At 71.6% G+C, this 11407-nt stretch carries 11 protein-coding genes; 6 read left to right on the top strand and 5 right to left on the bottom strand.

Features of this window, described 5'->3' with window-relative positions:
* Together AB0B48_RS28370 and AB0B48_RS28365 are read right to left on the bottom strand one after the other, a co-directional pair.
* Positions 1-234, bottom strand: a 234-nt coding sequence (locus tag AB0B48_RS28370; RefSeq protein ID WP_357206813.1) for a universal stress protein, incomplete at its 3' end; no start/stop codon positions are given.
* 50 nt (positions 235-284) lie between these two features.
* On the bottom strand, positions 285-2900 hold the full coding sequence (locus AB0B48_RS28365) for a cation-transporting P-type ATPase (protein ID WP_357206811.1): 2616 nt from the start codon (positions 2898-2900) through the stop codon (positions 285-287).
* A 160-nt stretch (positions 2901-3060) separates the two neighbouring features.
* On the opposite strand from AB0B48_RS28365, the gene AB0B48_RS28360 reads away from it, so the two are divergent.
* Genes AB0B48_RS28360 through AB0B48_RS28345 form a run of 4 tightly spaced genes read left to right on the top strand, consistent with a single transcriptional unit; the run spans position 3061 to position 6285 of the window.
* Positions 3061-3564, top strand: a complete 504-nt coding sequence (locus tag AB0B48_RS28360; protein WP_357206809.1) for an ArsR family transcriptional regulator — start codon at positions 3061-3063, stop codon at positions 3562-3564.
* 48 nt (positions 3565-3612) lie between these two features.
* Complete coding sequence (locus tag AB0B48_RS28355; protein WP_357206807.1) at positions 3613-5088, top strand: serine hydrolase domain-containing protein; 1476 nt, start codon at positions 3613-3615, stop codon at positions 5086-5088.
* 45 nt (positions 5089-5133) lie between these two features.
* A complete protein-coding gene (locus AB0B48_RS28350) occupies positions 5134-5634 on the top strand; it encodes a GNAT family N-acetyltransferase (protein WP_357206806.1) in 501 nt (166 codons plus the stop codon).
* Between the two features lie 9 nt (positions 5635-5643).
* Positions 5644-6285, top strand: coding sequence for a hypothetical protein (locus AB0B48_RS28345; protein WP_357206804.1), 642 nt, complete (start codon positions 5644-5646; stop codon positions 6283-6285).
* Between the two features lie 127 nt (positions 6286-6412).
* On the opposite strand, the gene AB0B48_RS28340 is transcribed toward AB0B48_RS28345, so the two are convergent.
* The gene (locus AB0B48_RS28340; RefSeq protein WP_357206802.1) at positions 6413-6745 is read right to left on the bottom strand and encodes a transcriptional regulator; all 333 of its coding nucleotides are present in this window, start codon (positions 6743-6745) and stop codon (positions 6413-6415) included.
* The gene (locus AB0B48_RS28335) at positions 6742-7476 is read right to left on the bottom strand and encodes a hypothetical protein (RefSeq protein ID WP_357206800.1); all 735 of its coding nucleotides are present in this window, start codon (positions 7474-7476) and stop codon (positions 6742-6744) included. Before AB0B48_RS28335 ends, AB0B48_RS28340 begins: the two co-directional genes overlap by 4 nt.
* 204 nt (positions 7477-7680) lie before the next feature.
* On the opposite strand from AB0B48_RS28335, the gene AB0B48_RS28330 reads away from it, so the two are divergent.
* Positions 7681-9018, top strand: coding sequence for a hemolysin family protein (locus tag AB0B48_RS28330; RefSeq protein ID WP_357206798.1), 1338 nt, complete (start codon positions 7681-7683; stop codon positions 9016-9018).
* 22 nt (positions 9019-9040) lie between these two features.
* Here AB0B48_RS28330 and AB0B48_RS28325 read toward each other — a convergent pair whose 3' ends face one another.
* Positions 9041-9430 (bottom strand): PaaI family thioesterase, encoded by a 390-nt coding sequence (locus AB0B48_RS28325; protein WP_355009142.1) that lies wholly within the window; start codon positions 9428-9430, stop codon positions 9041-9043.
* 99 nt (positions 9431-9529) lie between these two features.
* Between AB0B48_RS28325 and tyrS the strand changes: the two genes are divergently transcribed.
* A complete protein-coding gene (tyrS, locus tag AB0B48_RS28320; protein WP_357206815.1) occupies positions 9530-10822 on the top strand; it encodes a tyrosine--tRNA ligase in 1293 nt (430 codons plus the stop codon).
* Positions 10823-11407 lie beyond the last annotated feature (585 nt).

Here is an 11407-nt window from a genome sequence, read left to right as displayed (position 1 = left end):
CTCGGTCACCGCCTCGGCGACCAGCTGCTCCGCCTGGCGCCGGAACCCGGCGTTGACGGGAGCGCCCGGCGCCGGCTCCAACGACACGCCGTAGAGCGACCAGATGAACGCGTGCACCACCCGCAGCGGGCGGCCCCGCGTCGCGGCCTCCCGGGCGGCGACACGCACCGCCTCCAGCGCCGATGTCGAGCCGTCCACAGCCACCACCACTGGGGCACCGGATCTGTTGGTCATCACGTCCTCCTTCGTTCCGTTTTCATCCTCCTGCAATGCGGGCCGGACGGTCAGGGGCGGACGGTAAGGGACCGGGGGCCATTGGTCCCGTCGACCCGGTCGCTCGGCGGGGTCGGACGGCGACGGGCCAGCAACAGCACCAACCCGGGCAGGGCGCTGACCACCGCGCAGGCCAGCAGTACGGTCGGTGCCAGGGGGTCGGTGCCGAGCAGGTCCCGCAGCGGGGCGAACAGCACCCCGCCGACCTGCAGCAGCGCCGACACCGCGACCGCGACGAGGAGGCCGGGGTTGCCGCGCCGCGCGCCTGCCGGCCGGGGCGCCCGGACGGCCAGTGCCACGCCGAGCTGGGCCAGCCCGAGCACCACGAAGACCACCGACTGCCAGGGCAGGTCCCGGTCGGCGGCGACCACACCGGCGCCCAGCACCACGGCGGCGATCAGCGCGCCGGTGACCAGGACGTCCCGACCGAGCCCGGCGCCGAGCACCGACTCCTGTGGCGAACGGGGCGTCCGGCGCAGGGTGCCGGGTTCGGCCGGCTCGGCACCGAGGGCCACCCCGGGCACCCCATGGGTCAGCAGGTTGATCCAGAGGATCTGTGCGGGTTGCAGTGGTACGGCCAGCCCGAACAGCGGGCCGATGAGCATCACCAGGATCTCGGCCACCCCGCCGGAGAGGGCGTAGCGCAGGAACCGGCGAATGTTGTCGTAGATGCGGCGGCCCTCACCGATGGCGGCGGCCACTGTGGACAGGTCGTCGTCGACGAGGACCAAATCGGCGGCCTGCCGGGCGACCTCGGTGCCGCCACCCATCGCCACCCCGATGTCGGCGCGGCGCAGCGCCGGCGCGTCGTTGACTCCGTCGCCGGTCATCGCGACCACGTGACCGCGGGCCTGCAGGCCCGCGATGATGTCGAGCTTCTGTTCCGGTTGGGTCCGGGCGAAGACGCGGGTGTCCGGGTGCGCCGTCGAGTCGTCGTCGCCGCGGGCGAGAGGATCACCGTCGTGCCACAGGCCCAGCTGGGAGCCGATCGCGGCGGCGGTGGCCGGGTGATCGCCGGTGATCAGCAGCAGCCGTACCCCGGCGGCGTCGAGGCTCTCGGCGATCTCGGGGGCGCCGGCGCGCAGCGGGTCACCGACGGCGACCAGCCCGAGCGGGCGCAGGCCGGTCGGCGCGGCAGGGTCCGGCGACGTGTCCGCCAGGGCGGCGGCGACGGCGAGCACCCGCAGGCCCTCCCCGGCGAGCCGGTGGGCGGTGCGGGTCAGCGCGGCGATCTCATCGTCGGTGGCGTCGAGCAGGGACGTGGTGAGGACGCTCTCCGGGGCGCCCTTGCAGACCACGAGGTAACGCTGGTCGCAGGAGCGGTGCACGGTGACCATCCGCCGTTGGGCCTGGTCGAACGGGTGCTCGGCGACCCGTGGCCAGGCCGCGCGGGTGTCCTGCGGGTCTAGGCCGCACCGGGCCGCGAAGGCCACGAGCGCCGCTTCGAGAGGATCCCCCACGGCGCCCCAGTCGCGTCGTTCGTCGTCCGGGGGTGACAGGGCGGCGTCGTTGCACAGCAGCCCGGCCCGCGCCAGCCGGCGGAGTTCCTCCGGTACGGCCACCCGCGCGCCATCCTGGTGCACGGCGCCGTGCGGGGCGTACCCGCTGCCGGTGACCTCGTACCGCGCCCCGTCGGTGGTGGCGACCTGCTGCACCGCCATGCGCCCCTCGGTGAGGGTGCCCGTCTTGTCGGAGGCGATCACGGTCACCGAGCCGAGTGTCTCCACCGCGTGCAGCCGACGCGGGATGGCGTGCGCGGCGGCCATCCGGCGCGCGCCCAGCGCCAGCGCCAGGGTCACCACCGCCGGCAGCGACTCGGGTACCGCCGCAACGACCAGGCTCACCGCCGTGATGGCCATGTCGACCACCGGCCGCCCGCTGATCACCCCGATCGCGAAGACCAGCCCCGAGAGCACGACCGCGACCAACCCGAGCGTGCGGCCCAGGGCGGAGAGCCGGCGCTGCAGGGGAGTGGCGCCAGGCCGCGTGCCCGCCACCAGGGCGCTGATCCGGCCCAACGCGCTCGCCGGCCCCGTCCGGATCACCGTGCCGTCCGCGCGTCCGGTGGTGACCACCGTCCCGGCCAGCGCCTCCTGACCGACGGTCCGCCCCACCGGTACCGATTCACCACTCAACGCGGATTCATCCAGTTGCAGCCGGTTCGCCTCGACCAGCAGCAGGTCGGCCGGCACGATGTCGCCGGCCTCGATCCGGACGAGGTCGCCGTGGACCAGGTCGGCGGCGGGGACGGCCAGGTCCCGGCCGTCCCGGACCACCCGGGCGGTGGGGGCGGCGAGCTGGCCCAGCGCCGCGATGGCGCGGTCGGCGCGGATCTCCTGCACCACCCCGATGATCGTGTTCACCAGCACGACCAGGACGATCACCGCGGTGTCCGGGTAATCGCCGAGCACAGTGGTCACCACCGCGGCGGCGAGCAGCAGGGCCACCAGGGGGTCGGTGAGCTGGTGCAGCACCCGTACGGCCGCATGCCGGCGCGGCGGTGGCGCCACCGCGTTGGGTCCGTTCGCCCGTAACCGGGCGGCGGCCTCTGCCGCGTCGAGCCCGACCGCGACGGGCACCTCGATCGTGCCCTCCAGCGTCCGGCCCGGACCGCCCGTCTTCGCCACCAGTGACCTCCCCGTCCTGCGCGGCGCGTCACCGGCACGCCGTCCGTCTCACCATGCCGCTGCGTGATCACCCAGGGCAGAGGCGTTGCGCCCGACGGGCTCGGGACCAAAGACCCGGGTCCGGGTTGTACGGAAGTACGTTTGTACGTAGCATCGACCTATGACCACCACGGAGTCGCGGCTCGCCGCGCTGGAGACTCAGGTCGCCGCGTTGAACGAGCGCCTGACGGCGGCGCCACCAGCGCCACCCGCATCCGAGGGCACCTTCTGGGCCCTCGACGGCCTCAAGCAGCGCCTGCCACCCGAGGGCACCGGCGCGGTCCTCTACACCGGCACCGTCCGCGTCGCCGGGCAGCACTACGACTGGCAGTACGGCCGCACCGTCGACGACGTGCTCGCCACGGACTGGACGGAGCTGGCCAGCACGCTCTCCGCGTTGGCCCACCCGGTGCGGCTGCGGCTGCTGCGCGAGATCCTCGACGGCCGGCACAGCACCAGCGAGCTCGCCGAGATCGAGGAGCTGGGCACCACCGGCCAACTCCACCACCACCTGCGCCAGATCACCGCCGCCGGCTGGCTGCGCAGCGCCGGCCGGGGTCGGTGGGCCGTCCCCGCCGAACGCGTGGTGCCGCTGCTGACCATCCTCACCGCCGCCGGCCGCTGACCAGACGCGGCTCGGCCTCCCATCCGACGACCCCACGGAGGAACCACCATGCGCCGGACGACAGTCACCGTCCTCGCCGTCGCGCTGATCGCCGGCCTGGTCGGGGTGGCGTTGATGCCCCGGGTGCCCCGACTCGGCGGGCAGAGCACCGGCGACCGCGACCTGGCCGCCGCCGCCCGTTCGGCCACGCCCGACCAGTCAGGGCTGCGTGGGCTCGCCGTCGCCCTGGTCGAGAACGGCCGGATCCGCACCGCCGGACTGGGTGACCGGGACCTCGCCGGTCGACCCGTGGAGCCGGGCACCCCGTTCGAGATCGGCTCGGTCACCAAGGCGTTGACCGGCATGCTCCTCGCCGACCAGGTCGCCGCCGGTGTCGTCGGCCCGGACGACCGGCTCGGCGCCACCTGGCCCGAGATCACCGGCCCCGCCCGCGACGTCACGCTCGCCGAACTCGCCAGCCACCGCGCCGGCCTGCCCCGGCTGGCCCCCGGCTCCCCATTGGGGTGGGCACGCATCCTCTGGTCCAACGTCTCCGGCGCAAACCCCTACGCCGGGCAGGGCGTCGACGCCGTTCGCAGCGCCACCGACCGGGTCGACACCGACGACGACGAGCGCGGCGAGGTCCACTACTCCAACCTCGGGCCGTCCGTGCTCGGCCACGCGCTCGCCGCGAATGCCGGCGTCGCGTACCCCGAATTGCTGCACGACCGGCTGCTACGGCCGCTCGACATGACGGCCACCACTGTCGCCACCCGCGTCGACGACCTGCCGGCCGATCGCGCCCAGGGCAGCCGGGCCGGCGGCCGGCCGCTCGACCCGTGGGCAGGAGCCGGCTACGCCCCTGCCGGCGCCGGCCCCTGGTCGACGGCCGAGGATCTGGGCAGGTTGCTCGCCGCGACTCTCGCCGGCACCGCACCCGGTGCCGACGCCGCCACCGCCCGTTTCCGCGAGGACGACGACACCCGCATCGGGTACGGCTGGTTCACCACCCGGCACGGCGACCGCGAGATCGTCTGGCACAACGGCGCTACCGGCGGTTTCCGGTCCTACGTCGGCCTCGAACGGGCGACCGGGCGGGCGGTGGTGGTGCTCGGTAACACGGACAAGGGCGTCGAGCCGATCGGGCTGCGGCTGCTCGGGGTGCCACCGAAGGAGGCCGACTCGGCGACGTCGATGGTGCTGCCGTGGATCGGCGCCGGCCTCGCGGTTGCCTTCACCTTCCTCGGCGGCCTCTCCCTGCTCGGCACCGCCCGCCGTCGCCAACTGGACCAGGTGACGCTGCTGGCGGCGGCGGTCTGGGCGTTCGCCTACCTCGGCCTGGGGCACCGGATGGGGGACTGGTCGATAGTGCCGGCCTGGCTGTGGCCGCTCGGCGCCGGCCTGTCGGCGGCCGGGGTGGCCCTGGCGGCGACCCGGTGGCGCGCCCTGCCGGTGGTCGACGCGCGGGTGCCGTGGCGTCGACTGCTGTCGGTGGCGAGTTCCCTGGGCGCCGCCGTGCTGGCGGTCGTGGCCGTCGTCGGCTGACTCCACGCGCGGCGTGTCGTCACCGCCGTTGCGTACCCTCGGCCGATGACCTCCGATCTGCTGCTGCGCCCGGTCCGTGAGGACGACCTCGTCGAGTTCTTCCTGCACCAGCAGGACCCGGAGGCCAACCGGATGGCCGCGTTCGGCCCGAAGGACCCGTCCGACCGTCGGGAGTTCGCCGCACACTGGGCCCGGGTGCTCACCAACCCGCAGAACCTGGTCCGCACCGCCGAGGTCGACGGCGAGGTGGTCGGCTACGTGACCGCCTTCCCGGTCGGCGACCAGACCGAGGTCAGCTACTGGATCGACCCGGCACGTTGGGGTCGGGGCCACGCCACGTCGGCCCTGGCCGCCCTGCTGCGCGAGCTGCCCCGGCCGGTGCACGCCCGCGCCGCCAAGGACAACGCCGCCTCCCTCGCGGTGCTGCGCAAGTGCGGGTTCGTGGTGGTCGGTGAGGACTCGGGGTACGCCAACGGTCGCGGCGAAGACGTCGAGGAGTGGCTGCTGGAGCTGCCCGCCGACGCCCCTGACCTGGGCGGGCACTAGTCTCGCGACGTGAACTGGTTGGATCTCGTCGGCTGGGCCGGCTCCGCGGTGCTGGTCTGGTCGCTGCTGCAGTCGCGTGTGTTGCGACTGCGCGCGATCAACCTCGTCGGCTGCGTCGTGCTGATCGGCTACAACGCCGCGATCGAGGTCTGGCCCATGGTCGGGCTCAACGTCGTGCTCGCGGTGATCAACATCTGGTACCTGCGCGGGATGCTCGCCACCCGGCACGACGAGAAGACGTACCAGGTGGTGGAGGTCGGCGTCGGCGACCAGTTCCTCGCGCACACGCTGCGGGTGCACGCCGCCGACATCGCCCGGTTCAATCCCGGCTTCCGCTGGGATCCGGAGGCGTCAGGGCGCTCGGCGTTCCTCGTGGTCACTGCCGACGAGGTGGTCGGGGTGGTGCTGGCGCACGCCGAGGCGCCCGGCGTCGCCCAGATTGACCTGGACTATGTGACCCCGAAGTTCCGTGACTTCACCCCGGGTGAGTTCGTCTACCGGCGCAGCCAACTGTTCACCGAACGCGGCTTCCACCGGGTGGTCAGCCCGCCCCGGATGGTCGCCCCCTACTACCACCGGCTCGGCTTCCGCCCCGAGGGCGACTCGTACGTCCTCGACCTGCCGACGTCACCGACCAACGCGACGGCGTAGGGCCTATCTCGGGGATCATGAACCTCGTTCGTTAGACGGGTATGGCCCGTGGAGACTTGAGCAACGCCGACCTTGCTGTGCTGGAGCCGTTGCTTCCGGGCGCAGCGCCGGGTCCCGTGCCCGCCGGTCACCGGTCGGCGGTCGGCGCCGTCTCCGCTTGTTCGACCTGTTGGATGAGTTGCTTGAGGTAGGCGATCTCATCGCGCAGGGCCGCCTCGCCGGCAGCCGTGAGAGTCACCCAGGTGCGTGGGCGCTTGCCCTCGTAGCCCTTCTCGATCTGGATCAGCTCGGCCTTCTCCAGGACGGTCAGGTGCTGCCCGAGGTTGCCTGCGGTCAGCTGCAGAGTGGTGCGCAGGAAACCGAACTCGACCCGGCGGGCCTGGTGCGCGATGGTCAGGATGCCCAATCGGACGCGCTGGTGGACCACGTCGTCGAGGCCGTTGGTGGGATGGTCGGTCATCGCGCCGGAACCTCGGGGGTCGGCCGGAACAGGGCGAAGGCGGCGCTGCCGAGCAGCAGCAGCGCCGCCGGGACGAGCAGGTGCGGCAGGAAGAACCACGGCGAGGCCGAGTGGATGAACTGGCTGCCCTGCACCATCACGATCGCCAGGTAGACGAGGCTGTACGCCAGCAGCGCCCAGTTGCGTTCGACCCACGCGAGCACCAGCAGCGCCAGCGCGATGACCGCTATCGGACTGGCCAGCCCGTTGATGAGCCACGCCGCCGGCCCGACCTCGATATCGACCGGGTCGGTGGAGAAGGGGTCGGCGGGGACGGGGATGAGCGGGTGGAACGTCTGCCAGATCGACACGGCCGCCATCAGAATGGCCAACGCGACGCCGACGACGACGTAGGGGCGGATCGGGGTGCCCACGCCACGCCGTCGGGACTGCCGTACGTAGAAGCCTGCGATCGCCGCGTATGCGAGCACCAGCGCGACCGTCCAATACCCGAGCTCCGCCGGGTTGGGCGCCACGCAGACCGTGTGCTGCGGGCGGGATCGGCAGGTGTCGAATAGGTCGACGTAGGGGGCGTACCGGTAGACGGGTATGGCGACCAGGGTGATCACCGCGAAGACCAGCAGCGGAAACCATGTGCCGCGCTGAGCGACACGGACCTGGCGTGTCAGGTCGCGCACGGCCGCCAACAGCTCGTTAGGCCCGTCTGCCTGGGGAGCAGATTCGTCTGTCATGAAGTGAGCTTTGCATTACAGACCTATCCGCGCAAGAGAGTCCGTCCGGATAACCTCCACGCGCACTCGGCGTTTGCGTCACCCGGGCAGGATTCGGCCAGGGTCAAACGGGGCACAGACAACGCCTACGCCGGGCGGGTCCACCGACCGGCAGGCGCCGCGCGGACCGACCGGCGTCACCACCGGAGAGGGAGCGAACCGGGCGTGCAGAGCTACGGGAGCCAACTGGCCCTGGTCGGAGTCCTGGTCGTGATCAACGCGCTCTTCGCGGGCAGCGAGATGGCGTTGGTGTCGCTGCGAGACAGCCAGATCCAGCGGCTGGAGCGCACCAGCCGGGCCGGACGGGTGCTGGCCAGGCTCGCCAAGGACCCGAACCGCTTCCTGGCCACCATCCAGATCGGCATCACCCTCGCCGGTTTCCTGGCCTCCGCCGCCGCGGCGGTCTCCCTGGCGAAACCCCTGGTGCCGTTGCTCGGGGTCTTCGGTGGCGCCGCCGAGACGGTGGCGATCGTGGCGGTCACCCTCGCGCTGACCTTCGTCACCCTGGTCTTCGGCGAGCTGGCGCCCAAGCGGATCGCCATGCAGTCCGCCGAACGGTGGGCGCTGTTGGTGGCCCGCCCGCTCGACCTGCTCGCCAGCCTCACCCGGCCGGCCGTCTGGGCCCTCGGCGCCACCAGCGACGTGGTGGTCCGCCTGGTCGGGCTCAACCCGAAACACGAGCCGGAGGAGATCGGCCCGGACGAGCTGCGCGACATCGTCGCCGGCAACCACGGCTTCACCAAGGAGCAGCGCACCATCATCGCGGGTGCGGTGGAGATCGCCGACCGGCGGTTGCGGGCTGTCCTCGTACCCCGGTTGCAGGTCTTCACGCTCGACAGCGGGACCACGGCGGAGGCCGCGCGGCTCGTGCTGGCCGCCACCGGGCACTCCCGGGCTCCGGTCGTGCGCCACGGCGGCCTGGACGACACGGCCGGAGTGATCCACCTGCGTGACCTGGTGGGTGTGCCCGACGACCGCCCGGTCGACGAGATCGCCCGACCGCCGATGCTGCTGCCCGACTCGCTGCCGGTGGTGGAAGCGTTGCGCCAGTTCAAGGCCGAGCGTCAGCACATCGCGCTCGTCGTGGACGAGCGCGGCGCCGTCGACGGCATCGTGACGCTGGAGGACATCCTGGAGGAGATTGTCGGCGAGATCTACGACGAGACCGACCGGGATGTGCGCTCGGTGCGGCGTGACCCCGACGGTGCGCTGGTGCTGCCCGGCACCTTCCCGGTGCACGACCTGCCGGACATCGGCGTGGAGCTGCCGTCGCGCCCGGCCGGTGACTACACGACAGTCGCCGGGCTGGTGCTGGCCCGGCTCGGGCACATCCCCACCGTCGCCGGGGAGGACGTCACGCTCGACGGTTGGGTGCTGATGGTGGCCGGCATCGACCACCGGGCGATCACCGAGGTACGGCTCAGCCGCGTACCCGATGAAGCCGACGGCGACGGCGACGCCGACCAGCCCACGGAGCCGGTGCTGGACGAGGCCCGCAGTTGACCGGTGCGGCGAACGCCGTCGCTCAGGCGGGCGAGAGGTTCTGTAGCCGGACCTGACCACGGGCGACCAGCTGCTCGTCGGCGTCGGTGATCTCCACCTGCCAGAGCTGCTGGCTGCGGCCCCGGTGCACCGGGGTGCCGATCGCCCTCAGCTCGCCTTCCCGGACGGCCCGCAGGAAGTCGGTCTGGTTCGACACCCCGACCACAGTGCCCCGGTCGGCCAGCCAGAGGGCGCCACCCACGCTGGCCGCGGTCTCCACGACCGAGCAGTACACCCCGCCATGCTGGATGCCGAACGGCTGGTGCAGCTGCGGGCCGACCTGCCAGCTGATGACCACCCGGTCGGCGCTGGCCTCCTCGAACTTGAGGCCGAGCAGGGCGACGAAGCCACCCGTCAGGTCCGGAATCTCCATGGCAAGGCCCTCCTCGATCAACTGGCGCAAGCCTAGCCGGGGCGGGTTGCGCCAAACCCGGTACGGGTTGGTGCCGGCGATGGGGGAGAATCGGTGACCGTGACCGACAGCAGCCCTCCGCCGCCCGGGCGGGACTCCCTGACCGATGACCTGCTCTGGCGTGGCCTGATACAGGACTCGACCGGCCTCGACGAGCTGCGCGAGCTGCTCGACGGTGGGAGTGCCGCCACGTACTACGTGGGCTTCGACCCCACCGCGCCGAGCCTGCACGTCGGCAACCTCATGCAGGTCCTCATGGCCCGCCGGCTGCAACTCGCCGGCCATCGCCCGTTGCTGCTGGTCGGCGGAGCGACCGGGCAGATCGGTGACCCGAAGGAGAGCGCCGAGCGGGCGCTCAACCCGACCGAGGTGATCGCCGGCTGGGTCGAGCGGATCCGCGACCAGCTTGCGCCCTTCGTGTCGTACTCCGGCGAGAACGCGGCGCAGTTGGTCAACAACCTGGACTGGACCGGCGAGATGTCGATCGTCGAGTTCCTCCGCGACGTGGGCAAACACTTCCCGGTGAACAAGATGCTCGCGCGGGAGGTGGTGCGGGCCCGGCTGGAGACCGGCATCAGCTACACCGAGTTCAGCTACCAACTGCTCCAGGCCAACGACTTCTTCGAGCTGCACCGCCGGCACGGCTGTCAGCTCCAGTTCGGTGGCTCCGACCAGTGGGGCAACATCACCGCCGGCGTCGACTACGTACGCCGACGGGGCGCGGGGCCGGTGCAGGCCTTCACCACGCCGCTCGTCACCAAGTCCGACGGTACGAAGTTCGGTAAGAGCGAGGGCGGTGCTGTCTGGCTCGACCCGACGATGACCAGCCCGTACTCCTTCTACCAGTTCTGGCTCAATGTCGAGGACCAGGAGGTCGACCGCTACCTGCGGTACTTCAGCTTCCGCACCCGGGACGAGCTGGAAGAGCTGGCCAAGGCGACAGCCGAACGGCCGGCGGCCCGGCTGGCGCAGCGGGCGCTCGCCGAGGAGCTGACCACACTGGTGCACGGTGCCGACGAGACCCGACAGGCGATCGCCGCCAGTCAGGCGCTCTTCGGCCGTGGATCGTTGGACGAGTTGTCGCCGGAGACCCTGCGCGCGGCCCTGGCCGAGGCGGGCCTCGTACGCCTCACCGGCGAATTGCCGGATGTGGCGGGTCTGCTGCGGGACTCCGGTCTGGTGAGTGGCCTCAAGGAGGCTCGGCGGGTGATCGCCGAAGGCGGCGCCTACGTCAACAACAACCGGGTGACCGCTGTGGACGCCGGAGTGTCGCCGGCCGACCTGCTGCATGGGCGATACCTGGTGCTGCGCCGGGGGAAGCGTTCGTTCGCGGGCGTTGAGCTGGGTGAATAGCCACCTGTCGACGATGTGACGGGGGACGCGTCCGGCGGATTTGACGATCATCCCGCCGGACGCGTAACTTTCTCTCTGCCAGCGCGGAACGGACGAAACAGGCGAAAGCTTGAAGCGGCCGGAGCGTAGGCCAACGGCCTGGGGGTCGGGTGGGCACGCCCACCGGAGCCCCAACCGGGAGGTGCCGCCAGAAACGCCGCGAGGCGGATTTGGCGCTGCGAAACCGACCGGGTATGGTTACGAACCGGCAGGGCACCGGGCGGGTCGCGGGAAATCGCGACGGCCGGCCTGCCGAACCCATGACGAGAGCGGCGCAAGCCGGTTGCGACATGGTGCCCGCGTTATCGGGTTGAAGCATGACGAACCGCGAAATATCGGTTTGACACAGCGGAAACGAGCGGGTAACGTAGTAAAAGTGCCTGGCGCTGAAAGCGCGGGGCGCGAAGCGGTAAAAGCCCCGTGATGGGTGCCACTGAGTGTGGTGCTTTGATCGGTGTGTGGTTGTTCTTTGAGAACTCAACAGGGTGCTTGTAAAGCCAGTGCCAATTATGATTTATACCCCGGACTGGTCAGTTTTTGCTGGCT

Source organism: Micromonospora sp. NPDC049089, from assembly GCF_040648775.1.
Classification (GTDB): Bacteria; Actinomycetota; Actinomycetes; order Mycobacteriales; family Micromonosporaceae; genus Micromonospora.
Note: the sequence above shows the minus strand (reverse complement) of the source record. Positions and strands in the feature narration are given on the sequence as shown.

Bases quoted from the DNA above. Each gene is read 5' to 3' on its own strand.
- AB0B48_RS28360 (WP_357206809.1), top strand. From the start codon at position 3,061: ATGACCACCACGGAGTCGCGGCTCGCCGCGCTGGAGACTCAGGTCGCC.
- AB0B48_RS28355 (WP_357206807.1), top strand. From the start codon at position 3,613: ATGCGCCGGACGACAGTCACCGTCCTCGCCGTCGCGCTGATCGCCGGC.
- AB0B48_RS28350 (WP_357206806.1), top strand. From the start codon at position 5,134: ATGACCTCCGATCTGCTGCTGCGCCCGGTCCGTGAGGACGACCTCGTC.
- AB0B48_RS28340 (WP_357206802.1), bottom strand. From the start codon at position 6,745: ATGACCGACCATCCCACCAACGGCCTCGACGACGTGGTCCACCAGCGC.
- AB0B48_RS28335 (WP_357206800.1), bottom strand. From the start codon at position 7,476: ATGACAGACGAATCTGCTCCCCAGGCAGACGGGCCTAACGAGCTGTTG.
- AB0B48_RS28325 (WP_355009142.1), bottom strand. From the start codon at position 9,430: ATGGAGATTCCGGACCTGACGGGTGGCTTCGTCGCCCTGCTCGGCCTC.